Source organism: Glycomyces buryatensis, assembly GCF_004912275.1.
Lineage (GTDB): Bacteria > Actinomycetota > Actinomycetes > Mycobacteriales > Micromonosporaceae > Glycomyces > Glycomyces buryatensis.
Genome location: NZ_STGY01000025.1, coordinates 1 through 25043, shown reverse-complemented (window position 1 = coordinate 25043; position 25043 = coordinate 1). Strand labels below are relative to the sequence as shown.

The window sequence follows — 25043 nt, the reverse complement described above, 5'->3', positions numbered from 1 at the left end:
TTCCTAAACTCATTGCATGCCTGAGAAGCAGTGGGACATTTTCATCTTCGACGAGGTGCAAGAGTGGCTCGACGGACTTGACGACAAGGCTCGTACGCGAATCGATCAGACGATCGACCTGCTGGTCGAGCACGGCCCTCACCTAAGCCGACCCACGGTCGACACGCTGAAAGGGTCCAAGTTGCCGAACCTCAAAGAGCTACGGTCAGGTTCGAATCGGATCCTGTTCGCCTTCGACCCGTGGCGATGCAGCGTTCTGCTTGTCGCTGGCAACAAGGCGGGAAAGTGGAACCAGTGGTACAAGGAAGCCGTTCCCCTGGCAGAACAGCGATATGACCGGTACCTAACAGACCGACGAGCCGAGGAGGAAAGCCGATGAAAGGTTACGTTCGCTGGAGCGATATCCGCAGCGAGGCCATCGAACGCGCAGGAGGAGCAGCGGCGTTCGAAGAAGGCAAGCGACGCATCTTGGCCGAGGCACAGGGATTCAGGCTTGCCGAGCTCCGGCGTGCACGCGGTCTGACCCAGCTACAGATCGCCGACCGAATGGGCGTCACGAAAGGACGGGTCTCCCAGATCGAGAAGGGCAGCATCTCCGGGCAGGAGACCCTAGCTCGCTATGCGGAGGCGCTCGGCGGCCACCTGTCTCAGTCGATCTTCTTCGAGGACGGCGACGTCATCCGGATCGCCTAGAACAAGACCGTGCGGGCCTTCTCTATGGCCGTGTGGGCCGCTGCCGTCTGGGACGGCGTGAGGCGGTCGGCCACGTCGAGGAGGTCCAGGCCTATGACCTGGAGCTGCTCGGGGAGGTGGAGGTCGTTGGGGAGGCGGGGGACCTCGCGTCTCGGTTCGCCCTCGGCCTCGGCGCACAGGTCGGCCAGGGTCTGGACGAGTTCGTGCATCGCCTCGGCCTTGCCGCCCGAAGACCAGCGAGCGGGCGACCAGTGGCGCGTGCCTTCTACGACGCGCCCGATCGCCCGCTCCAACGTCACCGCTTGCGGTGCTGTCATTGCCTTGCTTAACGCTGGAAGTAGCTCAGCAGGCGCAGCAGGTTCCAGTACAGGAAGATGAGCCCGGCGGTGAGGCCGAAGGCCCCGGCCCAGGCGTACTTCTTGGGGGCGCCGGCCGCGGCCGACTGCTCGATCATGTCGAAGTCGAGGATGAACGAGAACGCCGCCCACAGGGTGATGCCGATGGCGATGATCCACTGGAGAGTCGAGACGTCGCCGGTCGGTCCGGCGAACAGGCCCAGGTTCATGCCGAACATGGACGCGCCGAGGTTGACCATCATCAGACCGAAGATGCCGAAGCCGGCACCGATCATGACCTTGGCGAACATCGGCGAGTTCTTGAGGATGCGGAACTTGTACAGCGCCAGCATCCCGCCGAAGACCATGACGGTCCCGACCAGGGCGTTGACGACGATACCGGGGTACTGCTGCTCGAAGATCGCGCTGACGCCGCCGAGCAGGAGTCCCTGTCCGCCCGCGTACACGAACGCCACGATCGGATTCGTGATCGGCTTGAACATCGAGAAGATGATGACGCCGAGGCCGATGAACATGCCGACCATGCCGAGCGTCATCGCGGTGCTGATCGCGGCCTGGTCGCCAGTGGCGATGCCGTTGGCCACCATCGAGTAGGTGACCATCGCGGCCACGAAGGTCGCGCCGACGAGCGCCGCGGTGCGGACGATGACATCGTCGATGCGCATGGCCTCGACCCGCGGGGCCTGCGTCATCTGCCCGTACTGGCCATATGCCGCGCCCATGCTCTGCTGCTCGCGGTACTGGCTCTTCATCATGTTTCTGAGGGATGAGTTGTTGCTCTGCATTCCCATTGTGACGTCCTCCGTAATGTCAGGGCGACTCAAGCCTATCCGGTCGTCGCCTATATACGTCACCGGCGGGAGACCTGGGTCTCCCGCCGGTGACGCGATCCTGTTGAGACTGTTAGATGACGTTGACGCGACCCAGCTCAGGGGCGCTGACCGGGGCGTCGGCCGACGAGTTCTCCGCCAGCCACGCTTCCAGGGCGTCCACGTCGATCTCGCCGAAGAGCCGGTTCTGGCCCTCGGCGAAGGCGTGGAACGAGTCGCCGCCGTCGGCCAGGAACGAGTTCATCGTGACCCGGTAGGTCTGGTCGGCCACGATCGGCTCCCCATTGAGCTCCAGCGAGTCGGCCACGATCTGGTCGGTGCCGCTCTGGCTGGTGTCCCAGGTGTAGGTGAAGCCCTCCGATACCTGGAGGAACAGCGTCGTCGCGCGGTCGTCGCTCGGCAGCTGCTGCTGGAGCACGGTCAGGATCTGGGCGCCGGTCAGATCGACCGTCACCAGGTAGTTCGCGAACGGCTGCACCGTGAAGACCTCGGCGTAGGTGAGCACGCCGGGGTCGCCCTCGTCGTAGAGCAGGTCGGCCCTGACGCCGCCGGGGTTCATGAACGCGATCTCGGCCCCGCCGACGTCCTCGCCCGCGGTGCGGGCCAGTTGCGCGTCGGCGATGAGGCTCCCCAGCGGGAACTCCTCGGCCCGCGTCGCGCCGCGCTTGATGTCCTCGGCGATGTAGCCGACCTCGCGGGCGCCGACCTCGTCGGCCAGTTCGGAGTACTCGGCGATGATGTCGCCCTGGGTCTCATCGGGGTCGACGTCGCGGGTGACGACGGTGTTCGAACCGGTGACCGAGGAGCGGATGATGTCCTTGGTGCGCCGGTCGTAGGTCGCGTCGATCTCGGTGAAGACGCGCCCGTAGGAGGAGGCCGAGGTGACCATGCGGGGCTGGCCGGCCGGGTCGGGCACGGAGCAGACGTACTCCTGGTGGGTGTGCCCGGTGATGAGCATGTCGATCTGGGGGGACACGGTCTCGGCGATGTCGACGATGGGGCCGGACATGCCGACGCCGGAGCCGTCAAGCGACTCGCACTCGTGCCCGGTGTCCTCTTCGACCGGGGTACCGCCCTCGTGCAGCAGCACCACGATCGAGTTGACGCCCTGGGACTTCAGCTCCTCGGCGTACTTGTCGGCGGTCTCGACCTCGTCCAGGAAGTCCAGGCCCTCGATGCCGGCCTTGGAGACGATGTCGCCGGTGCCCTCCAGGGTCATGCCGATGAAGCCGACCTTTACGCCCTTGCCGAAGTCCTTGACCCAGTAGGGGTCGAGGACCGGCTCGCCGGTCTCCTCGTCCACCACATTGGCGCCCAGGTAGGGGAAGTCGGCGCCTTCGAAGTCCTCGTCGCCGTCGATGATGCGCTGGAGTTCCTCGTAGCCGTCGTCGAACTCGTGGTTGCCGACCGAGGAGACCTCGACGCCCATCGCGTTGAGGCCCTCGATGGTGGGCTCGTCGTTGAAGACGGCCGACATGAAGGGGCTGGCGCCGATGAGGTCGCCGGCCGCGACGGTGGTCGAGTACCGCTCGCCCTCGCGGGCCTCCTCGAGGTGGGTGGCCAGGTATTCGGCGCCGCCGGCCGGGACGTCCGTGCCGTCGACGGGGTGGGTGAGGCCCGAACCGGCTTCCATATTGCCGTGGAAGTCGTTGAGCGCCAGCAGTTGCAGGTCGATCTCGCGACCGTGGCCATTGGAACCGGCGTTCGCCGACCAGGCGCCGACGGTGAGGGTGGTGACGGCGAGCGCGGCGGCCGAGGCCGCGGCTAGGTACCGTCGCTTCTTCGTACTGAACATCGCGCTCCCGGGGGGTTTCGATAGGAGATGGGCGGACCACGAGGCCTCCCATCGTGATCCAATCATGGGACGATTGCCTCGGCGTCAATGGAGCATAACGAGTTCACAAAAGCGCGATAACGGCCAGGCGACGGCGAAGCGGAGGCGACTGTCGCCGCCTCCGCTCCATAGGTCTTGCCGCGATCTAGCGCCTACTGGGCGTGGCGCTCCGCATTGCGTTCGATGATCCTCCGCATGACCTTGGCGGCCATGCCCTTCATGCGGTCGACGTCCTCCTGGGTCCACGAGTGCGTCTTGTTGTCGATGGCCCAGACCGTGCCGATGGTGGCGCCTTCCTGGTCGACCAGGGGCGCTCCGATGTAGGAGCGGATGCCGAGGGCGTCGACCACCGGGTTCGTGGCGAACCGCGAGTAGTCCATGACATTGTTCAGCGCCATGGCCTTCTCGCGGGCGACGACGTGCACGCAGTAGCCGGCGTTGCCGGGCATCTCGCGCCCGATCTCGGGGTCGGCGCCGTCGACGGATTCGGTGCCGGGGCCGGCGATGCCGGGGAAGAACTGGTTCTGCTCTTCGCCGACGAAGTTCACTCCGGCCCAGGTGGCGCCGGTCATCTCGATGATCTGCTTCGCAACGTCGTCGTATTCGGGGACGGCCTCGGGAAGGGCGCCGAGGGCGACCAGGCGGGCGGCGCGCTTGGAGCCGTCCGGGTCGTCCGGGGTGATGGTGAGGCGGAATTCGGTTCCGAGATCGGTCATCGTGCTCTCCTTATTAGCAGGGTGTTCGGCCAGCGTGACCAGAACCAGGTGGCGGACTTAAACGGTCGCGGATGCGGCCGAGATCAGGTGTTTGGTCAGCGTGACCAGAACCATGGTGGCGGACCGGGGATCGCGGGCGTCGCAGCCGACGATGGGGACGCCGGGCGGGAGGTCGAGCGCGGCTCGGACCTCCTCGGGCCCGTAGTCGTGGCCGCCTTCGAACTCGTTGACCGCCACGATGAACGGGGTGCCGCGCCGCTCGAAGAAGTCCAGGGAGGGGAAGCAGTCTTCGAGTCGGCGGGTGTCGGCCAGGACGACCGCACCGAACGCGCCTTCGGACAGCTCGTTCCACATGTACCAGAACCGGTCCTGTCCAGGGGTGCCGAACAGGTACAGGATGTACTGCGAATCGATGGTGATCCGTCCGAAGTCGAGGGCGACGGTGGTGGTCCGCTTGTCCCCCACTCCGGTCAGGTCGTCGGTGCCGATGGAGGCGGTGGTGATCGTCTCCTCGGTGCTGAGCGGTTCGATCTCGGAGACCGCTCCGACGAAGGTCGTCTTACCGGCGCCGAAGCCGCCCGCGACAAGGAGTTTGAGCGCGGTGGGCAGTCCCTGCGACCGGGGTTCGGCCGCCTCAAAGTCGCCGTTGTAGGCCATTGAGGAGTGCCTCCAATACAGTTGTGTTGGTGGTGTCTGCGGAGGGGTCCGGCGACAGGGCGGCCACGGCGCCGCGCTCGAGGAGATCTGACACCAGGACCTTGATGACCATCGCGGGCAACCGCATGTGCGCCGATATCTCCGCCACCGAGATCGGATCCTTGCAGAGCAGGAGCACTTCGGCGTGCTCTGGCTCCACATGCGATAGTGCCACGCGGCCGGTGCCCCAGACGAGCGTGAGCAGGTCGAGCGACGCCGATGGCGTGGTGCGCCCACCGCTGGCCATGTACGGCCGGATCAGGGGTCCGGCGTCATCGTCGAGCAGCGGGCGTTCCTCGTAGTCGGCCATCAGCCCACCGCATCGTTGGCGGTTACCGCCCCGCTGGCGGCCGCTGGGCTGCGCATGGGCGTCTCCAGGACGGGCCGCACGCTCTTGACCAGGATCGACATCTCGAAGCCGACCAGTCCGGGGTCGGCGTCGCGGCTGGCCGCGACGGCCAGCACCGCGCCGGATCCGGCGGTGGAGACGAACAGGAGCGTGTCGTCCAGCTCGGCTATGACCTGTCGGACTCCCGGGTTCGCGCCGAACTGCGCTCCGGCGCTGCGCGCCAGGGAGAACATGCCCGAGGCGATCGCGGCGAGCTGGTCGGCCTGGTCGATGTCGAGTCCACTGTAGGCTTTCTTGATGCCGTCAGCCGAGAGCAAGAGCGCGCTGCGGGCGTGCGGAACCTTCTTGACCAGGCTCGCGAGCAACCAACCTAGATCGGATGCCGGTGACGCTGCTTCATCGCCTGCCATCAGGCCTCCTCGTCGTTGTTCGGAGTTACGGAACTTTCGATTTCGGGAATCGTCTGGTCTTCGGGGGTGTCGCCTCTGGTGCGGCCCTTCCGGAAGGCCGACATCAGGCCGGGGTCGTGGCCGACCTCCGAGGTGACGCGGCTCTGGGCCTCGTCCCGCAGCTGCGGCGCCAGGTGGGCCTGGCGGGTCCGCTTGGGAAGCGGGGGACGGTCGTCGGGTCTGGCCTCGGGTCTGGACTCGGGTGGTCGGTCGAAGTATTGGTCGGGGTATTGCTCCGCGGACCGGTCACTGGACCGGTCCCCGGACCAGTAGTCGGGATGCTCCGGCGCGCTGTGGGCGCCCGGCGGCGGGGAGGCTCCGAAGGGGTCGAAGTCCTCGGCGAAGGCGTCGAACTCCTCGGTCGGCGGACCGGCGGTCAGGGCCGGCGGCGTCGGCGAGGGAGCTATCGGGGCGATCGGCCCGGGCGGCGCGCCGGGTTCGGGGCCCGGGCGAGGGACGGGGATCGCGCCGGTGTTGCCCGGGGCGAAGCCGTTCGAAGGCCCGTGGCCGCTCCCGGCCATCGGCCTCGGCCGGGTGGCGTGCTGCCCGGGCGGCGCGCTCCTCGGCGGCTGGCCCAGCTGGACCGACGGCACCTGCGTGGCCGGGCCGGCCGGCCGGCGGACGGGCGTAGTAGTCGGGTCCGGCTCGGGAGCCGCGACCGGCGGCTGGGTCTGGACCGGAGCCGGGGTCGACTCGGTGCCTCGCGGCCGCGGCGGTTCGAGCGGGATCTCCTTGGGGTCACCCGAATGAGCACTCCGGGCCGACTCGCCCTCGTCCTCCGTCGCGTCGATCTTCACGCTGTCGCCGAGCACGTCGGGCCCGATGACCACGACGGCCTGTGTGCCGCCGTAGATATTGGACTGCAACTGGACGGTCAGTCCGTGGCGGCGGGCCAGCATCGAGACCACGTACAGGCCGATGCGGCCGTCCGCCAGCAGCTCGTCGAAGTCGATCGTCTCGGGCGAGGACAGCATCCGGTTGTAGTGCTCGCGTTCCTCCTGGCCCATTCCGAGGCCGCGGTCCTCGACCTCGACGGCGAGACCGGAGCGGACCCGGGAGGCGCGAATGAGGACCTGGGTGTTCGGTTCGGAGAACATGGTGGCGTTCTCGATGAGCTCCGCCACGAGGTGGACGAAGTCCGCGACCGCGTGCCCCTGGATCGTGCCCTCGATGGGCCGCACCAGCTTCACCCGGGCGTACTGCTCGACCTCGGCGATCGAGGAGCGCAGCGCCTCGTAGAGGTTGACCGGACGCGACCACTGGCGGTGCGAGGGGCCGCCACCGAGGACCGCGAGGTTCTCGGCGTGGCGTCGCACGCGGGTCGCCAGGTGGTCGATGGAGAAGAGCGCCTTCAGGAGTGCGGGGTCCTCGACCTGGCGCTCGAGCTCGTCCAACTCCACGATCTCGCGGTGGGCGAGGGTCTGGAGCCGGCGGGCCCGGTTGACGAAGATGCCGACGCGCGGCTCATCGAGGTTCGGGAGGGTGGGGGCCGGATTGGGGACCTTGCCGGCGATATCGGCGGGCGCGCCGGGCTCCGATCCGATCGAGGCGCTCACCCCGTTCGCGCCGGCGGGCATGGCGGGACCGGCCGGAAGCGCGGTCGGCGGCCGGGATTGCCCGTTCTGGGTCGCCGCTGCCGGGGCCTGGGCGGGGAACGAGCGCGAGGCGATCGCCTCGGCCGCGGCGCGAAGTTCGCGGGCGGCTACGCCGAGGCGGCGCAGGGCCGTCTCCGTGGAGTCGGACGAGCCGGAGCCTCCCGCGGCGTCCGCGCCGGACGGCATGGGGATGAACCGTCGCTGGTCCGGCGGCAGGCCCCGCTGCAGGTCGTCGATGATCTGCCAGACCTTGTAGTGGGTCTCGGTCGTCGACCTGCGAATGCCGGATACCTTGCGGCCCAGGTCGTCATCGATCTTGCCCGCGTTGTGCACCGCGAAGTATCCGATGACCACGACGAGGACCACAGAGGAGCCGAACACGGCGAGCGGGCCCCAGGAAGGGGCGGTGGGGGCCAGGGAGAAGAAGACCGTGACCCCGGCGCCTATGACGGCGACAGCGACGACCGGCAGGAGCGCCAGCCGCATCAGGCGGGGCCGGAGCTCCGCCGCGGAGTCGCCGCCCTGGGTCGAACCCGGGGCGCGATTGGGGGTGTGGCTTGGGGCGTTACTGGAATTGCTGCCGGTCTGGTGTGGGGGCCATTCTGCTTGGTATGTCTGGGTAGTGGTCCGAGTTTGTTCGGGCATCGCCATCCTCACGACACGGGCTTACCGACTTCGCGATACCTGGATCTTGGCAAAGTCATTGTGGCGGTTGGGAAACGGGTCCCCAGACCGCCAGGTTCGACAGAATGGTATCAACGCTCAGGTCCTTGGATAGCATGACCGCCTTGCTTAGTCAACCTGCGGATTCACGCAGCAAGGCTTACAGATACATGGGATGTGCGGACGTCCGCAGGAGCGCCGGACGGGCCGGAAACCGGCGGACGAGTGCACAGAGTGGAGCATTGATCGCGGCATTGAGCAGGCATGGAATCTCGGAAAGGACAGGGAGGGAACACGAACGGGGGACGAGGGGCGATCACGGAAGGGACCTCACCGACCGGCACGGAGATCCATGGGGATCGGAACCTGTGCCCGAGACGGGATTTGAACCCGCATGCCTTATGACGGCCGGTTTTAAGCCGACTGTGTCTACCAGATTTCACCACTCGGGCCCGTACCCGGAACACGCTAGCGAAATTCTCGGACCAATGGGGATCTTGAAGTCGCCCAATGTGACACGCTGGGTACGGGAACGGAATCTGTCGGGTACCCGACAGAAGAAATCAGGGACCAAGGTCCCTAAGCCAGACCGTTCGGCATCACCGGACACCACCTATGCGTCCCTGTATTTATCGTGGACTTCGGGGAGCGGATGGAAGCCGGCCGACCTACCGCGTCATCCTTCACCTCCAGATGGCACTGATCGGTGCGGCGGTGATTCGCTCATCCATTTGAGTCGCCATCGGGCCGGTGTGCAGGAGCAAACCGTGTGCGAACTGGTCTCCGAGGGCGTCACGCATCCATATTAGATGCCTGGCCGCCTTGCGGGTCGGAGTGGAATCCGCCTTGATCTCCACCGCGATCACACGCTGGTCGGCCAGCTCGATGACGAGGTCGACTTCATGGGCGCCGTCCTCCTGCCGGAGATGGAAGAACTCCGGCCGAGTACGGCAGGCGGCCACTTCGCCGCGCAACTGAGCCGTGACAAACGTGTCGATGACCCGTCCGAGCAAGTCGGCATCGCGCATGATCCCGATGCGGTCAAGGCCGGCAGCGGAACAAAGCAACGCCGGATCGGCCAGGTACCGCTTGGGAGCCTTAGTGAGTCGTTTAAGACGGTTCGTACTCCAAGCGGGTACACGGTAAAGGATGAAGAGCGCTTCCAAGAGTTGCTGGTAGGCAACGGCGGTCGCTCGGTTGACCTCGGCCTTGTCGTAAAGCGTCTTATCGGTGACGATCCCCGCGCTGGTTAGCGCCAGCACGGTGAAGAACCGCCGCAGCCTGACAGGGTCGCGGTGCCCGTCGAGTCCTTGCGCGTCACGGGTCACGAGTTGGTTGATATAGCTGGCGAACCAGTCGTCGCGGGCCAACCCTGGAGGGTATGACAGGGGCTCGGGGAAACCACCGCTCAGCGCGAGGTCAAGGTAGTCAGCCAAGCCGAGGTCAGTTGGAGACGGGGCGACTGCTTTGTGGCCTTCGGCCGCAACACGGTCGATGAACGGCACTCTCGTTGGATCACCCTCGATTTCGCGCCGGGTCAGCCCCGTCATGGACTTCTGCACGATTCGCCCAGTGCCAGGCCACATCTGGGAGTCGAGCTGATCCCGGCTCGACCCGGTGAGGATGAATCGTCCTGGGCGATGGTCGGCATCGACGGCGCGCTTGACGGCACCGAGCACGTTCGGAACCAGCTGCCACTCATCGATGAGGATCGGTTCCGGGAAGCTCGCCAGTGCGGCATCGGGGTCCGCTTCGAACACGGCCGCCTGCTCGCGCTTGTCGAATCGCAGCACTGATTCAGCCAGACGAGCGGCCGTGGTGGTCTTGCCCGTCGCACGTGGACCGGTCAGCATCAACGCGGGCAGTGTGGCGAAGAGCTCGAGCAGGATCGGGTCGATGATGCGGTCGATGTATGGTCGATGAGGCTCCATGAGCGTATCTTACACGTGATGACTAGGGAATTGATAAAATTCCGGTGTGTAGAGTGACGTTTTCCTGATACATTCAGTGTTGGTTTTCCGGTTAAATCGAGTCGGCCCGGAGTCGATGGTGTAGTACCGAGATCAAGGCATGGGTACACCGTGCGGCGGACCTGGCAGTGATGATTCGCGGTTCTCCTCAGGGACCAAGGTCCCTAAGCCAGACCGTTCGGCATCGCCGGACACCACCTATGCGTCCCTGTATTTATCGTGGACTTCGGGGAGTGGCTGGAAGCCGGCGGACTTGTAGGCGGCGACTCCGGCGACATTGGAGCTCGGCGTGCAGACCACCGCGCTCGAAGCGCCCAGTTCCCGAAGCGCGGCCGCCGCGGCGACGGTGATCGCCTTGCCGTATCCGTGACCGCGATGCTCCCGATGCGCGCCAACCGGTTCGAGCAGCCCGGGCCGGCCCACGCCGGCCGACCACACCGTCGCGGTGGCCACCCCGTTGCCGCGGTCGTCGTAAGCGACCAGGCAGCGGGCGTCGGCGTAGGCCGGCCCGGCCGCCATCGCGTGCCAGCGCTCGTCCGTGAACGTCGACCCGTCGAACGAGGCCCGCTGCAAGGCGGTCCGCACGTCCACTCGCTCCGGCCCGACCACCTCGATACGCAAGCCCATGTCCGCGAACAGGGCGGTCTCGACCGGCTCGGTGAGGTCGCGGCGCAGGGGCGACCACGGCTCGTCGGTTCTCCAGCCCCGCTCGGACAGCAGACTGTGGACGAGCGCGCCCGCCGGGGCCTCGATGTTCGCCTTCCCGGCGTTCAGGACGCCGCGCTCGGGCTCGGTCACGTCCTCGACCACGCCCCGGGCCAGCTCCTCGTCCCGCATCGCGTCCGGCGCGAACGTGATCCGCAGCAGCCCGGGCCCGTCGAGCAATCCGACGGCGAGCACCCGTCCGTCCCGGCTCCAGGTCCGGACCGCCGCGGCGGTCGCCGCCGCGCCGAACCGCCAGAACCAGCCCAGGTCCCCTGGATGCAGTTGCATCGGGGCCCCGTCGTACTGCCATTCCCGCAGCACGACAATGGCTTCCTCGAGCCCGTCGATTTCGGGCCTGTTCATCACGACCGCCATCGGCTAGGCCGCCTCTTCGCCGTTGATCTCGGCCAGTTCCGCGGCGGTGAAGGCCCGCAGGATGCAGAACTCGTTCCCGGCCGGATCGGCCATGACCTCCCAGGTCGGATTGCCTTGGCCGATATCGACTCTGGTCGCTCCGAGCGCTTCGGCCCGGGCGACTTCCGCGGCCTGGTCCTGGGGTCGCAGGTCGAGGTGCAGGCGGTTCTTGACCGACTTCCCCTCGGGGACCTTGAGGAACAGGATGTCGGGCGATACGCCGTCCTGGGGGCTGCCCTTCGGCGGTTCGAGGACCGTCTCCTCGTCGCTTTCGAAGGTCATGCGCCAGCCGAGGAACTCGGCCCACCAGGCTCCGAGGGTTCGAGGGTCGTCGCAGTCCACGGAGATGGCTTGCCATTGCATAGTCATTCCGCGAAGCTAACATTCGCGGTCCTGAATGTGCGCCCTATTTACGGCGTCCAGCAGGGCGGCGTACGTCCGCTCCACGTCTCCCGGGATCGTCTTGACTCCGATCGCCTGGGGGCGCTTCGCCTTCATGGCCTCGACCGCCTCGTGCATCCGCCGCAGGGTGGCCTCGCCGTCGGGGAGGAGGACGTGGGCGTCGGCATGGACGGGGTCGGCGGCCGCCTCGGTTCTGGCGGCGAAGCGCCGGAGCGCGTTCTCGACGGAATCCTCGAGGTAGATCTCGTGGAACCGCGCGCCCGCCTCGGCCGCCGTCGCCTCGAGCTGCTCGATGAACTCCGTTCGCCCCAGCAGTTGCGGGACCACCACGTCGAATCCGGCGGTCAGATGGTCCCTCGCCCCGGCGAGGGCGATCGCCCTCGCCCGCAGGCCCGCCGCGCCCGGGTCGTCCTTCCAGCGGCCCAGCCATCGCCGGAGCCGGTCGATGTCGAGGTTCAGCGCCATCGGGTGGTCCGCCAGGTAGCGCTCGGCGAGGGTCGACTTCCCGGTCGCCGGGGCCCCGTTGAGGAGGATGAGTCTGGGCATCTCCAGGACTCTACGGGAGGACGCGGCAAGGGCCGCCCCACAGCTTTGCTGGACGGCCCCTGTCGCTCGCTTTCCTACGGCCTCAGTTGAAGCCGTCGATCACTAGACCAGCTGCTTCGGCTCCGCGTAGTGGCAGGCCGCCCGGGTCAGGCCCGCGTGGTCGGAGCGGAGCAGGGGCTCCACCTCGATGCACTTGGCCTGGTGGCCCTCCGAGAGCGTCTGGAACAGCGGGCAGCGCGTCCGGAACCTGCAACCCGAAGGCGGGTTGGACGGGCTCGGCACATCGCCCTGGAGGACGATGCGCTCGCGCGTCCGCTCCTTTCGCGGGTCCGGCAGCGGGATCGCCGACATCAGCGCCTGCGTGTACGGGTGGGCCGGGCCGGCGAAGAGCTGGTCCGTGGTGCCCTCCTCGACGATCTTGCCCAGGTACATGACCGACACCTTGTCCGCGATGTGGCGGACCACGGAGAGGTCGTGCGACACGAACAGATAGGACAGGCCCAACTCGTCCTGGAGGTCCTCCAGCAGGTTGATGACGCCGGCCTGGATCGACACGTCCAGGGCGCTCACCGGCTCGTCCAGCATGAGGACCCGCGGCTGGAGCGCGAGCGCGCGGGCGACGCCGATGCGCTGGCGCTGGCCGCCGGAGAACTCGTGCGGGTAGCGGTTGCGGTGCTCGGGGTTCAGTCCGACGATCTCGATCAGGCTGTTGACCCGGTCGCGGCCGCCGTTCTTGAACATGCCGTGCACCCGCAGCGGCTCGGCGATGATCTCGAAGACCGTCATGCGCGGGTCGAGCGACGCCATCGGGTCCTGGAAGACCAGCTGGATGTCGCGCCTGACCGGACGCATCTGCTTGCGCGACAGGCTGGTCAGATCCCGCCCGTCGTACAGCACCTCGCCCGAGGTCGGTGGGATGAGGTTCATCATCAGCCGCGCGGTCGTGGACTTGCCGCAGCCGGACTCGCCGACCAGGGCCAGCGTCTCGTTCGCGCCGATCTCCAGGTTCACGCCCGAGACGGCGTGGATCGCGCCGACCTTGCGCCGCACGATCCCCTTGGAGCGCACCGGGAATTCCTTGACGAGGTCGCGGCCCTCGATGACCGGGACCGGCTGCGCCTGCGGCGAGTCGAGCATGGCGTTCACTTGCCCTCCTGCGGGTCGTTGGACTGCGCTGTGTCGGTCTCGGCCGTCTCGGTCTCGGTCTCGGTCGCCTCGACTTCGGCGTCGACCTCGGCCGCGAGCTCGGCGTCAGAGGCATCCGACGTGAACACGTCGATGGGCCGCTTGCCCTCCAACTGGTCGGCGAAGTGGCAGGCCGAGACGTGCCCGGTCTCCGAGACCGGCTCCAGCCCCGGTTCGACCTCGGAGCAGATGTCCTGCGACATCGGGCAACGCGGCCGGAACGGGCAGCCCGGCGGGAGGTGCAGCATTGACGGCGGCGTGCCGTGGACGGGCGTGAGCCGGCGGCCCCGGTCCTCGTCCATGCGCGGCAGCGAGCCGATCAGGCCGAGCGTGTAGGGCATGCGCGGCTCGTAGAAGATCTCGTCGACCGTGCCCTGCTCGACCGGCTTGCCCGCGTACATGACCAGTACGTCGTCGGTGTGCCCGGCGATGACTCCGAGGTCGTGCGTGATGAGGATCAGGGCCGCGTTGACTTCCTCGCGGGCCTTCTCCAGCGCCTCCAGGACCTGCGCCTGGACGGTCACGTCGAGGGCCGTGGTCGGCTCGTCGGCGATGATGACGTCCGGGTTGTTGGCCATCGCGATGGCGATGACCACGCGCTGGCGCATACCGCCCGACAGCTCGTGCGGGTAGGCGTCGACCCGCTGCTGCGGGTTCGGGATGCCGACCATGTCGAGCAGGTCGATCGAGCGGGTGCGGGCCTCGGCCTTTTTCACGTCCGGGTAGTGCACCCGGATGGCCTCGGCCAGTTGGAACCCGACGGTGTACACCGGGTTGAGGCTGGTCAGCGGGTCCTGGAAGATCATCGAGATCCGCTTGCCGCGCACCTTCGAGAGCGCGGCGTCGTTCAGGCCGAGGAGCTCCTCGCCCTCCAGCTTGGCCGAGCCCGAGACCTGGGCGGTCTTCGGGAGCAGGCCCATGACGGCCATGGAGGTGACCGACTTGCCCGAGCCGGACTCGCCGACGATGCCGAGGCTCTGGCCCCGGCGCAGGTCGTACGAGACGCCGCGGACGGCGTGCACGAGCCCGTCGTCGGTCGGGAAGGCCACGTTGAGGTCCTTGACCTCGAGGACGAGGTTTCCCTTGGGCCCCTTGCCGGACTGTCCGTCCGCTCTGGTGCCGTTGACTGTCAGGTCCATCGGTTAACGCCTCACCATCGTCTGCCGCGGGTCGAGAGCATCTCGCAGTCCGTCACCGATGAAGTTGATGGTGAGCGCGATCAGGATGATCATCAGACCCGGAATGTAGAACAGGTACCAGTGCTCGTTGAACGCCGACGCGCCCGCGGCCTCGATGAGGAGGCCGAGCGAGGTGTCGGGGCTCTGGATGCCGAGCCCGAGGAACGACAGGGTCGTCTCCGACAGGATCGCGAAGGCGATCTGGAGGGTGGCCGAGACGATGATGACGCTCATCGTGTTCGGGATGAGGTGCTTGGTGATGATGTGCCAGTCGGAGCCGCCGGCGGCCTTGGCGGCCTCGATGAACTCCTTCTCGCGCAGGCTCAGCACCTCGGCGCGCACGGCGCGGGCGGTGGAGAGCCAGCCGAAGACCGCGAGGATGAACGCCATGTGGTACCACTGCGCGCCACCGTCGATCGCACCGGCGATGGCGGCCGTGATGACCAGGAACGGGATCACGAACAGCACGTCGACGATGCGCATGAGCACCGAGTCGACCCAGCCGCGGTAGAACCCGGCGCAGGCGCCGACGAGCGCGCCGATGACGGTCGAGCCGACCGCCACGACGAGCGCGACGTTCATCGACTGCTTGGTCGCCTGCATCATCGCGCCGAGCATGTCGCGTCCGGCCTTGTCCGTGCCGAACGGGTGGTCCAGGCTCGGTCCGACCCACGAGGGGATCTCGGAGTGGATCTTGTAGTCCCACTTCCACAGGAACGGCCCGATGTAGGCGAAGAGCACGATGAGGACGAAGATCACGAGGCTGATGACGGCGGCGCGGTGCCTGAAGAACCGCGTCATCACCATCGACCACTGGCCGCGTTCCTTGGTCGTGATGGCTTCCGCTTCAAGCATGGCGGTGTGCAAGTTACTCATAGCGAATCCTCGGGTCGAGCACGCCGTACAGGAGGTCGGAGATCAGGACGCCGATGAGGACGACGATCCCGGAGATGAGCAGGTATGCCATGACGGCGAAGGAGTCGCCGTGCAGGATCGCGTCGTAGGAGTAGGCCCCCAGGCCCCTCCAGCCGAAGATCCGCTCCGTGACGATCGCGCCGCCCATCGCGCCGGCGAGGCTCAGCGGCGCGAAGGTCGCGACGGGGATGAGCGCGGTCCGCAGGGCGTGGCGCCGCATGACGGTGCCGTTGCGGACGCCCTTGGCGCGGGCCAGGCGCACGTAGTCGGAGTTCATGACCTCGAGCATGCTGGCGCGCTGGTAGCGGGAGATGGCCGCGTATCCGGCCAGCGTCAGCACCAGGGTCGGGACCACCAGGTAGGGCAGGGAGTCGACGAAGACCTCCCAACCCGTGCCCTGGAAACCGGTGGTGCCCGAGCCGTACGTCTGGAGGACGGTCGACCCCAGCCCCTTATTGGCCTGGACCGCCGCTTCCTTCAGCAGTGAGCCGAGCCAGAAGGAGGGCATGGCCAGGAAGAGGAAGCCGACGAAGGTCAGGGAGTAGTCGACCCTGGAATACTGCTTGACCGCGCTGACCACACCCGAGAGAATGGCAATGCCGATCGAGGCGACGGTGGCGAAGAGGACGAGCCTCAGAGTGATCCAGAACCTGGTGGAGATCTCGTAGCCGATATCGACGGCGGTGCCCTCGATCGACGGGCCCCACTCGCCCTGCAACAGGCCGATGTCGCCATTGGTCTCGCCGATGCCGGTGAGCCAGAGCCAGTATCGCTCGGGGAGGGACCGGTCGTAGTACAGCTGCGACTCGATGGCGTCGACGGTCGACTGGGGGACGGCCTCGCCCGTGGACTGCTGGATCTGGAAAACCTGCTCCGCCACCGGGTCGTTGGAAAGATCGACCAGGATGAAGGACAGGAGGGTCGCACCCAGCAGCACCGGGATCATCAATAGGGTGCGCCGGATTATGAATACAACCATAATGCCTCGTTAACGGTTTCTTTGCGGTGGAACGGCTCGCCTGCCGGCCGGCCCTCATGCATCAACGGGCATGGCCCGTCATCACTCACTACTTACTCCTCTTGCCGCGGCCTGAGCGCGCGGGACCTGCCCCGCTACCCGACCTCACTCCGTGCCACCCCGTTCTACTGGGTTCGGGGGCCGTCTCGGAGGCGATGCTTGCGCCTTCACTCCGACACTCCCCATTCCGCGATGTTGTACCCGGCCCGCTGCTGCGAAGCCCAATTGTCGCGGACGTTGACCAACCTATCGGAGACCATGACCGCGACCGGTGTGTCCACGAGGGGCAGTGTGTAGGCGTCCGCCACGACCTGTTTGACCGCGACATTGGCCAGTTCGGCCGCCTCGTCGAAGTCCAGCGTCCCGGAGACCTGGTCGATCATCCCGTCCAGCTCCTCGTCGTCGAGCCGGCCGAAGTTGGAACCGGAGTCCGAACTCCAGTACTGGTTCACGGAGTTCACGAAGGTCGGGGTCTGGGACCAGCCGAAGTTGACCATGTCGAAGTCGTGTTCGCCGAGCACCGTTCCCAGGTCCGCGTCCGGGATCGGGACGAGGTTGACCTTGATGCCGAGGCCGGACAGGTTGGCCTGCACCAGCTCGGCGGTGGTCACGCGGGACTCCTTGGACTGGGTGTAGCGGTAGTCCAGCTCGACCCGCTCGCCCTCCGGCGTGATGAGGCGGGTGTTCTCGTCCCACTCGTAGCCGGCATCGGTGAGCAGGCCGACCGACAGTTCGATGTCGCCCGTGCCCTGGCCGGTGACGGTGAGGAAGTCCTGGAAGTACTCGGAGTCGTTGCGGAACAACGGGTTGAGCTTGCGCTCGATGTCGGACTGCACGTAGGCGTGGGTGCGTTCGATGATGTTCTCGACATCGATCGCGGTCAGCACGGCCGTGCGCAGCACCGGGTCGGACAAGAACTCGTTCTCGACGTTGAGGTCGATGTGCTCCCAGCCATTGCCGCCGGCGATCGCGTAGGAGACGTCGTCGGCGCCTTCGAGCTGGGTGATCGTCTCGACGTCGACGGTGGCCGGGGAGGCGCCGTCGATCTCGCCGTTGCGCAGTGCCGTGACGATCGAGTCCAGGCCCTCCATGACGCGGAAGGTCACCTTGTCGAGCGTGACCTCGGCGGAGCCGGCCCAGTCGGGGTTGGGCTCGTACATGACGTAGTCGCCGGCCACGGCCTTGGTGATCCGGTACGGACCGGTGGTCCAGGTCGGGACGGTCTCCGAGAAGTAGTCCTGGGAGTCCTTCATGGCCGCCGCGTCGTACTCCCAATCGAAATCAGCGTCCTCGGCGACGTGGGCCGGGGCGGAGAGGACTTCCTCGTACTGCCACTCGGCGGAGTGGTAGGAGTCCTTGTAGGTAATGGTGACGTCGTCGCCCGAGCCTTCGATGGACTCGACCTGGGAGCCCCAGGAGTCGGAGGCCGGGGTGCAGCCGTCGCACAGGTCCTGGTCGCCGGAGTTGGCATACCAGTGGTAGATGAAGTCGTCGATGGAGATGTCGGTGCCGTCGCCCCAGTTCGCGCCGTCCTGAAGGGTGTACTTGACCTGGACGGGGTTCTCCGAGACGATCTCGGGATCGGCCGCGAAGAGGCCGTCGTTGACGACCCACTTGCCGTCGGGGCCGAACTGGCCCGCGGTGGGCCACATGCCGACGAGCGCCTGCGTGACGTAGGCGTTGTTGTCGCTGGTCTTGACGGTGTTCCAACCGACCCACGAGCCGTCGACGGCCCAGGTGACCTCGCCGCCGTCGATCCGCTCACCCGCGTTGCAGCCGACCGGATCGGTCGTGCAGTCGCCGAGTCCGGCGGAGGCCGTCGCGTCCTGACCGCAGCCGGCCAGGGCCGCGGTGAGTACCAGCGCGGCGGCCGAGACGGCAGCCGCGGACGCCTTGAGGTGTCGCTTCATGGTTCCTCTCGTGGGTGGGCGTCTACCGGCGGGGCCGCGTGACGCGAACTACAGCCTTCCACGGGAATCACGACTTTCGCAGAGTCGAACCAGAGATGAGCTTCGTTCGTTATATTCCCGTGATATTCATTCCCTGAATAGATTTGGGATTATTCAAAATCCGTTGTCCACCAGGGAAAACCCGCTACGCGACGCTGGGACCGGGAATTCGTTTCGGTGAGATGAAGTCGCAATGACGGGCCGACTCGAATCGACCGAAAAGCGGGTGGAAAGGCGCCCGGATTACGGATTGGGGATCGTCCGAGCGGGCTTTACTTCTGCCGCGATGAAGGGGATCGGCCCAGCGGACCAATGCTGCTTCCGCAATGAAGTCGAGCGGCGGGGCCCTGGCCCCGCCGCTCGACTCATTCGGGGACTAGATGGTCTTCCACTCGCGGATGTTCCAGATGGGACCGGACTGGCTGTAGCCGTTGGCGCCGGGGCCCTCCAGGACGGTGGAGACGGCGTAGTACGTCTGCGGCTCGTCGAACAGCGGCAGGGTGTACGCGTCGGGGACGACGATCTCGTCGACCGCGTTGGTGAACTCGGCGGCCTCGGCGATGTCGAAGGTCGAGCGGACCTTCGCGATGGCCTCGTCGGCGGCGGCGCTCTCGTACTTGCCGTAGTTGGACTCAGAGGTCGACAGGAAGTACTGGTTGGGCGCCAGGGTGAACGCGGCGTTGCCGGACCAGCCGAAGATGATCAGGTCGAAGTCGGCGCCGGCGAGCACCGGGCCGAGGTCGCCGTCGGCGATGGACTTGAGCTCGACCTCGATACCGAGTTCGGCCAGGTAGGCCTGGGTGAGCTCGCCGGCGGTGGTGCGGGTGGCGTCGCCCTCGCCATAGCGGAAGGTGAGCTTGACGGCCTCGCCCTCCGGTGTCATGAGCGCGTCGCCGATCCCGGTGTAGCCGGCGGCCTCGAGGATCGCCGTGGCGGCGGCGATGTCGCCGGTGCCCTGACCGGTCGGGGTCACGTAGTCCACGTAGTACTCGGAGGCGTTGGCGAAGAAGTGGTTGCCCTTGGGCTCCAGGCCCGACTCGGGGTAGTTCTTGGCGACGATGTCGGCCGAGTCGATGGCGGTGAAGACGGCCTTGCGCAGCTCGACGTCGGACAGGAGGCCCTTGGTGTTGCAGTCGATGTGCAGCCAGATCGAGCCGGGGTAGACCTCGGTCTTGATGGCCGGGTCCTCGGCGATCTTCGAGTTCTCCTCTTCGGAGAACTCGCTCGGCCAGGCGCCGTCGATCTCACCGTTGCGGATCGCGGTCACGATCGCCTCGGTGCCCTCGACGACCTTCATCGTGACCTTCTTGATGGTCGGCTTGATCGAGCCCTGGTAGTTCTCGTTGATCTCGTAGATGATGTGCTCGCCCATTTTGGCGTCGACGGGCTTGTACGGGCCGGTGCCGACGGTGGGGGGCGTCTCCTCGAACCAGGCGATGGCCTCGCCCATGACGGCCGGGTCGTCCTGCCAGCCTTCGAAGCCGTTGGCGTCGGCCAGGTGGCTGGGGAGGTAGAGGCAGGGGGAGAACAGCCATTCGGGGTCGCTGTAGCCGTCGATGTAGACCACGTGGATCGAGCCGTCGTCCTGCTGCACGATGTCGGCGACGTTGGGGCCCCAGTTGGTGGAGGCCGGCAGGGCCTTCTCCTGGTCGGCGTGGTCCTCGTTGCCGGAGACGCTGTACCAGTGGAAGATGAAGTCCTCGACGCGGACGGGGTTGCCGTCGGACCACTGGGCTTTCTCGTTCAGCACGTACTTGACCGTCATCGGCTCTTCGCTGACCAGTTCGGGCTCGGAGGCGAAGAGGGCGTCGTCGTAGTGGTACTCGGCGTTGCCGTCGAAGTCGCCGCCGGTCTGACCCGACGGGTTCATGGGGGTCGACGCCTGCTGAAGGTAGGAGTTGGAGCCCGTGCTGGTGTTGAGGTTCCAAGATGCCCAACCCGAGGCGACCGCCCAGGTGATCTCTTCCTTGCCCGCACCGTTGCCGGAGCCGCCCTCGTTGCCGCCGCAGGCGGCGAGGGTGAGTGCGGCCGAGCCGCCGATGGTGATGCCGCCGAGAGCTCTACGCGTCAAAGCCATGAGTGTTCTCCTCTTAGGGTTCATGCCGAGGGGCTTTTCCGCGGGCGCACCGACGGCGATGCCGGGCGGCCGAAAGATGCGGGTGGGGAAAGCTTCAGTTTTGCCCTCGGCGCTGTTGCGACAAACACTGTCACAGCGGTGAGCGGTTTGACACTGTCACGGGCCTAACTGGAGTTTATTCGTGATGATTCCGTGATATTGCGGTCTCGTGGATAGGCCGCAGGGCCGATGCGGCATCGGCCCTGCGGAGGAATTCAGTGAATGACCAGGACGTTCGTCCCGGGGTTTTTAATCAGGCTCTAGGCGTGAGTCCACTCGCGAACGTTGTAGAGCGGGCCGGATTGGCTGTTGCCGTTCGGACCGGGCCCGGTGATCAGGTTGGTGTTGTAGATGACCGACTGCGGCCGGTCGAACATCGGCAGGGTCCAGGCGAGCGGCGCGACGAGCTCGCCGACCGCGTTGGCGTAACCGGCGGCCTCGGCGAGGTCGAAGGTCGAGCGGACCATCGGGATGGCCTCGTCGACCTCGGGGTCGGAGTACGAGCCGAAGTTCGAGCCCGACTCCGACTGGAAGAACTGGCCCGGGCCGACCGTGAACGCGGGGTCGCCCGACCACACGAAGCTGATCAGGTCGAACTCGGACCCGGTGAGCACCGTGGTGAAGTCGGCGGCGGCGTAGCTCACGAGCTCCAGGTCGACGCCGATCTCCGCCCAGTACGCCTGGAGCAGGTCGGCGGTCAGCGTGGACAGCTCGCTGTCCTGGCCGTAGCGGAAGTTGAAGGCGACCTGCGCGCCGTCGGGGGTCAGGAGCTTTTCCTCGCCGTTCCAGGTGTATCCGGCCTCTTCGAGGATGCGCCTGGCCTCCTCCAGGTCACCGGTGCCCTGCTTGGTGAGCTCGCCCATGTAGTCGACGAAGTCGGGGGCCTCCCGCTTGAAGAAGTGGCTGCCCCGCATGGAGACCTCGGTGCCGGGGTAGGACTTCTCGGCGATGTCCGCGAGGTCGACCGCGGTGTACAGGGCCTGGCGCAGTGCGACGTCGGAGAGGAACTCATTGTTGAGGTTGAAGTCGAGGTGGGTCCACTGCGATCCCGGGAAGAACTCGTACGTGAGCTCCTCTTGCTCGTCGAGCTTGTCGAACTCCTCGGTGAAGAACTCGTTGGGCCAGCAGCCGGCGATGGTGCCCTGCCGCAGCTCGGTGACCTCGCTCTCCAGTGTCTGGACCATCGTGATGGTCAGGTTCTGGATGGTCGGCTTGACCGAGCCCTGGTAGTTCTCGTTGATCTCGTACTTGATGTACTCGCCCATCTTCGCGTCGGGCTTGCCGTCCTCGAGGGTCTTCGGCTTGTACGCGCCGGTGACGACGGTCCACAGGTTCTCGTTGAACCACTTGATGGCCTCGCCCATGACGTCCGGGTCGTTCTGCCAGTCCTCGAAGCCGTTCTCCTCGGCGTAGTGGCTGGGCAGGTAGACGCCGCCGGTGAAGGCCCACTCGGGGTCGATGTAGCCGTCGATGTAGGTCACGAGGATGGTGCCGTCCTCCTGCTCCTCGATCGAGGCGACATTGGAGCCCCAGTCGATCGAGGCCGGGATGGCCAGATCCTGGTTGGCGTGCTCGGGGTTGCCCGACAATGCGTGCCAATGGAAGATGAAGTCCTCCACGCGGACCGGCTTGCCGTCCGACCACTGCGCGTCGGGGTTGAGGGTGTACTGGAGCGCCATCGGCTCCTCGCTCACCAGCTGGGGGGCGCCGTCGAAGATCGCATCGTCGTAGACCACATCGCCGTCGGGGGTGAAGTCGTATCCGACCCCGCCCATCGGGATCATCGGTGTCATGGCCTGGTGGCCCGACGAGTTGTTGCCGGTGCTGGTGGTCTCGCACCACGCCTCCCAGGGGTTGGCGATCGCCCACACCACTTCGGCGTTGCCGGAGCCGCCTTCGTCGTCCGAGCAGGCGCTCAGCGCGAGCGCGGCCGAGCCGCCGATGGTGATGCCGCCGAGAGCTCTACGAGTCAGAGCCATGAATGTTCTCCTCTTAGGTTCATGCCGAGGGGCTTTTCCGCGGGCGCGCCGGCGGCGATGCCGGGCGGCCGAAAGATGCGGGTGGGGAAAGCTCGGTCCTGTCCTCGGCAGTGTTGCGACAAACACTCTCACAGTGGTGAGTGATTCGATACCGCCACGGGCCTAACTGGAGTTTATTCGTGATGATTTCGTGATTTCGAAGTGCATGGGAAAGGCCGCAGGGCCGATGCGGCATCGGCCCTGCGAAGGAATTCAGTTGGTGGACTGCTGTTTTACGGACGCTTCCAGTCACGGACGTTGTACAGGGGACCGGACTGGCTGTTGCCGTTGACCTCCACGCCCTCCACGAGGTTGGAGTTCCAGATGACCGACAGCGGGCGCTGGTACAGCGGGATCATGTAGGCGTCCGCGGTGGCGAGCTCGCCGACCTGGTTGGCGAAGTCGGCGGCCTCGTCGAGGTCGAAGGTGGAGCGGACCTTGGTGATGGCCTCGTCGACCTCGGGGTTGGAGTAGCTGCCGTAGTTCGAGCCGGAGTCCGACGCGAAGAACTGGCCCGGGCCGACGGTGAACGCGGGGTCGGAGACCCAGGCGAAGCTCATGAGGTCGAACTTGGCCTCGGAGAGCACGGCCGCGAACTCGTCGGTGGCGAAGCTCTTGAGCTCCAGGTCGATGCCGATCCCGGCCAGGTAGGACTGGATCAGCTCGCCCATCAGCTTGGCGGGCTCTGAGTCGTCGGCGTAGCGGAAGTTGAAGGTGACCTCCTTGCCGTCCTTGGTCTTCAGCGCATCGCCGACGCCCTGGTAGCCGGCGTCGGTGAGGATCTGATTGGCGGCCTCGATGTCACCGGAGCCGAGGGTGGTCTCACCGATGTAGTCGACGTAGTTGGCGTCGCCCTCGTTGAAGAAGTGGTTTCCCTTCCAGGGGACCTCGGTGCCCGGGTAGATCTTGGCGGCCAGGTCGACGTTGTCGATCGCGGTGAGGACGGCCTGGCGCAGCGGGAGATCGGCCAGGAACTCGTTCTTGAAGTTGAGGTCGAGGTGGCTCCAGGTGGAGCCCGCATAGGTCTCGTACTTGAACTCCTCGGCCTCGTCGAGCTTCTCCAGCTCTTCGAGGAGGAACTCGTTGGGCCAGCAGCCGACGATGCTGCCCTGGCGCAGCTCGGTGACCTCGTTCGCGAGGGTCTCGACCGTCCTGGTGGTGAAGTTCTTGATGGTCGGCTTGACCGAGCCCATGTACTTGTCGTTGATCTCGTACTTGACGTACTCGCCCAGCTTCGCGTCGGGCTTGCCGTCCTCGAGGGTCTTCGGCTTGTACGGGCCGGTGACGACGGTCCACAGGTTCTCGTTGAACCACTTGATGGCCTCGCCCATGACGTCCGGGTCGTTCTGCCAGTCCTCGAAGCCGTTCTCCTCGGCGTAGTGACTGGGCGCGTGGACGCCGCCGGTGAAGGCCCACTCGGGGTCGATGTAGCCGTCGACATAGGTCACCACGATGGTGCCGTCCTCGGCCTGCTCGATGCTGGCTACGTTCGCGCCCCAGTCGGTCGAGGAGGGGATGGCCAGCTCCTGGTTGGCGTGGTCCTTGTTGCCGGACATGCTGTACCAGTAGAAGATGAAGTCCTCCACGCGGACGGGCTTGCCGTCCGACCACTGCGCGCCCTCGGTCAGCGTGTACTTGAGCGTCATCGGCTCTTCGCTGACGAGCTCCGGAGCGCCCGCGAAGATCGCGTCGTCGTAGAAGATGTTGCCCTCGGGGTCGAAGTCGTAACCGATCTTCCCCGCCGGGGTCATCGCCGACATGGCCTGGTTGGTGGCCGAGTTGTTGCCGGTCGTGGTGGTCATGTACCAGGCTTCCCATGCATAGGAAACCGCCCACACGAGCTCGGCGTCGTTGTCCGCGCCGCCGCCCTGGTTGCCGCCGCAGGCGGCGAGGGTGAGCGCGGCCGAACCGCCGATGGTGATGCCGCCGAGAGCTCTACGAGTCAGAGCCATTTGTATGTCCTCCAAAGGTTCCGGCCAAGGGAAGCCCTCGCATCGGGAAGGGATTGGGCAACGTTGCCTCACGTGGATGCGGGCTCCGGGGGGGGCCTGGCGGACCGCCCTCGGCAGTAATGGGCAAAGCGTTCCACGGGTGGACGAGTTTTGGAAACGCCATACGTGGAAATGGAAGACCATCGTTATGAGTTCGCGATGTTTGTTCCAAGACATGGGAAACGGGACGGCCCGAAGACCGCCCCATTGCGACCGGACGACTACCGTCCGCTCGCTTCCGTTCAGGGCGGGGGTGGGTCGAGCTGCAAGGGGGAGCGCGCCTTTCGCGTGTGGGCGGCGATAGCCGGGAAGGAGTCGGCCCGGCCCTCACTCCAGCTTCCCGCCCCGTGCTCCTTGGGCTTCGAGCGGCAGCGATGGAGAGGTGGGGGAATGGCCGGGCGGGCGTTGCCGGCATCCCTGTCCCGGTGTTGGGCGGGGTTCAGACGGGCAGCGAC

22 protein-coding genes and 1 tRNA gene are annotated in these 25043 nt (G+C 66.4%); 2 read left to right on the top strand and 21 right to left on the bottom strand.

What is annotated here, in order from left to right:
- Window positions 1-16 precede the first annotated feature (16 nt).
- Together FAB82_RS06405 and FAB82_RS06400 are read left to right on the top strand one after the other, a co-directional pair.
- Window positions 17-379 carry a type II toxin-antitoxin system RelE/ParE family toxin gene (locus FAB82_RS06405; RefSeq protein ID WP_136533720.1) on the top strand — a complete coding sequence of 121 codons (363 nt, stop codon included), beginning with the start codon at window positions 17-19 and terminating at the stop codon, window positions 377-379.
- Window positions 376-693 carry a helix-turn-helix domain-containing protein gene (locus FAB82_RS06400; protein ID WP_136533719.1) on the top strand — a complete coding sequence of 106 codons (318 nt, stop codon included), beginning with the start codon at window positions 376-378 and terminating at the stop codon, window positions 691-693. The genes FAB82_RS06405 and FAB82_RS06400 overlap by 4 nt, the downstream gene beginning before the upstream one ends.
- On the opposite strand, the gene FAB82_RS06395 is transcribed toward FAB82_RS06400, so the two are convergent.
- The 21 genes from FAB82_RS06395 to FAB82_RS06300 all read right to left on the bottom strand — a co-directional run bounded on the left by FAB82_RS06395 (window position 690) and on the right by FAB82_RS06300 (window position 24549).
- Complete coding sequence (locus tag FAB82_RS06395) at window positions 690-1010, bottom strand: hypothetical protein (protein ID WP_136533718.1); 321 nt, start codon at window positions 1008-1010, stop codon at window positions 690-692. The genes FAB82_RS06400 and FAB82_RS06395 overlap by 4 nt on opposite strands.
- An 8-nt stretch (window positions 1011-1018) precedes the next feature.
- Window positions 1019-1840 (bottom strand): Bax inhibitor-1/YccA family protein, encoded by an 822-nt coding sequence (locus FAB82_RS06390; protein WP_136533717.1) that lies wholly within the window; start codon window positions 1838-1840, stop codon window positions 1019-1021.
- 112 nt (window positions 1841-1952) lie between these two features.
- Window positions 1953-3674, bottom strand: a complete 1722-nt coding sequence (locus FAB82_RS06385) for a bifunctional metallophosphatase/5'-nucleotidase (protein ID WP_136533716.1) — start codon at window positions 3672-3674, stop codon at window positions 1953-1955.
- A gap of 191 nt (window positions 3675-3865) precedes the next feature.
- Complete coding sequence (locus FAB82_RS06380) at window positions 3866-4429, bottom strand: GAF domain-containing protein (protein ID WP_136533715.1); 564 nt, start codon at window positions 4427-4429, stop codon at window positions 3866-3868.
- Window positions 4430-4486: 57 nt separating this feature from the next.
- Window positions 4487-5086, bottom strand: coding sequence for a GTP-binding protein (locus tag FAB82_RS06375; RefSeq protein WP_136533714.1), 600 nt, complete (start codon window positions 5084-5086; stop codon window positions 4487-4489).
- The gene (locus tag FAB82_RS06370) at window positions 5064-5435 is read right to left on the bottom strand and encodes a DUF742 domain-containing protein (RefSeq protein ID WP_136533713.1); all 372 of its coding nucleotides are present in this window, start codon (window positions 5433-5435) and stop codon (window positions 5064-5066) included. The genes FAB82_RS06375 and FAB82_RS06370 overlap by 23 nt, the downstream gene beginning before the upstream one ends.
- Window positions 5435-5884: a roadblock/LC7 domain-containing protein gene (locus FAB82_RS06365; RefSeq protein WP_136533712.1), complete on the bottom strand. Its 450-nt coding sequence runs from the start codon at window positions 5882-5884 to the stop codon at window positions 5435-5437. The genes FAB82_RS06370 and FAB82_RS06365 overlap by 1 nt, the downstream gene beginning before the upstream one ends.
- Window positions 5884-8163, bottom strand: a complete 2280-nt coding sequence (locus tag FAB82_RS27440) for an ATP-binding protein (protein WP_211116418.1) — start codon at window positions 8161-8163, stop codon at window positions 5884-5886. Before FAB82_RS27440 ends, FAB82_RS06365 begins: the two co-directional genes overlap by 1 nt.
- 387 nt (window positions 8164-8550) lie before the next feature.
- Window positions 8551-8633: transfer RNA gene (locus tag FAB82_RS06355), tRNA-Leu, on the bottom strand.
- 231 nt (window positions 8634-8864) lie between these two features.
- Window positions 8865-10112, bottom strand: a complete 1248-nt coding sequence (locus FAB82_RS06350; protein WP_136533711.1) for an ATP-binding protein — start codon at window positions 10110-10112, stop codon at window positions 8865-8867.
- A gap of 237 nt (window positions 10113-10349) precedes the next feature.
- Window positions 10350-11231 (bottom strand): GNAT family N-acetyltransferase, encoded by an 882-nt coding sequence (locus FAB82_RS06345; protein ID WP_136533710.1) that lies wholly within the window; start codon window positions 11229-11231, stop codon window positions 10350-10352.
- Between the two features lie 3 nt (window positions 11232-11234).
- Window positions 11235-11639, bottom strand: coding sequence for a VOC family protein (locus FAB82_RS06340; protein WP_136533709.1), 405 nt, complete (start codon window positions 11637-11639; stop codon window positions 11235-11237).
- Window positions 11640-11648: 9 nt separating this feature from the next.
- Window positions 11649-12218, bottom strand: a complete 570-nt coding sequence (locus FAB82_RS06335; RefSeq protein ID WP_136533708.1) for an AAA family ATPase — start codon at window positions 12216-12218, stop codon at window positions 11649-11651.
- A gap of 102 nt (window positions 12219-12320) precedes the next feature.
- Window positions 12321-13355 (bottom strand): ABC transporter ATP-binding protein, encoded by a 1035-nt coding sequence (locus FAB82_RS26910; protein WP_168801463.1) that lies wholly within the window; start codon window positions 13353-13355, stop codon window positions 12321-12323.
- 5 nt (window positions 13356-13360) lie between these two features.
- Window positions 13361-14542: an ABC transporter ATP-binding protein gene (locus tag FAB82_RS26905; RefSeq protein ID WP_168801449.1), complete on the bottom strand. Its 1182-nt coding sequence runs from the start codon at window positions 14540-14542 to the stop codon at window positions 13361-13363.
- Window positions 14543-14545: 3 nt separating this feature from the next.
- On the bottom strand, window positions 14546-15457 hold the full coding sequence (locus FAB82_RS06325) for an ABC transporter permease (protein WP_136533707.1): 912 nt from the start codon (window positions 15455-15457) through the stop codon (window positions 14546-14548).
- Window positions 15450-16475 (bottom strand): ABC transporter permease, encoded by a 1026-nt coding sequence (locus tag FAB82_RS06320; RefSeq protein WP_136533706.1) that lies wholly within the window; start codon window positions 16473-16475, stop codon window positions 15450-15452. The genes FAB82_RS06325 and FAB82_RS06320 overlap by 8 nt, the downstream gene beginning before the upstream one ends.
- 206 nt (window positions 16476-16681) lie before the next feature.
- The gene (locus FAB82_RS06315) at window positions 16682-18424 is read right to left on the bottom strand and encodes an ABC transporter family substrate-binding protein (RefSeq protein WP_136533705.1); all 1743 of its coding nucleotides are present in this window, start codon (window positions 18422-18424) and stop codon (window positions 16682-16684) included.
- Between the two features lie 415 nt (window positions 18425-18839).
- Window positions 18840-20540, bottom strand: coding sequence for an ABC transporter substrate-binding protein (locus tag FAB82_RS06310; protein WP_168801448.1), 1701 nt, complete (start codon window positions 20538-20540; stop codon window positions 18840-18842).
- Between the two features lie 299 nt (window positions 20541-20839).
- The gene (locus FAB82_RS06305) at window positions 20840-22558 is read right to left on the bottom strand and encodes an ABC transporter substrate-binding protein (RefSeq protein WP_136533703.1); all 1719 of its coding nucleotides are present in this window, start codon (window positions 22556-22558) and stop codon (window positions 20840-20842) included.
- A gap of 272 nt (window positions 22559-22830) precedes the next feature.
- Window positions 22831-24549 carry an ABC transporter substrate-binding protein gene (locus FAB82_RS06300; protein WP_168801447.1) on the bottom strand — a complete coding sequence of 573 codons (1719 nt, stop codon included), beginning with the start codon at window positions 24547-24549 and terminating at the stop codon, window positions 22831-22833.
- Window positions 24550-25043: the final 494 nt, after the last annotated feature.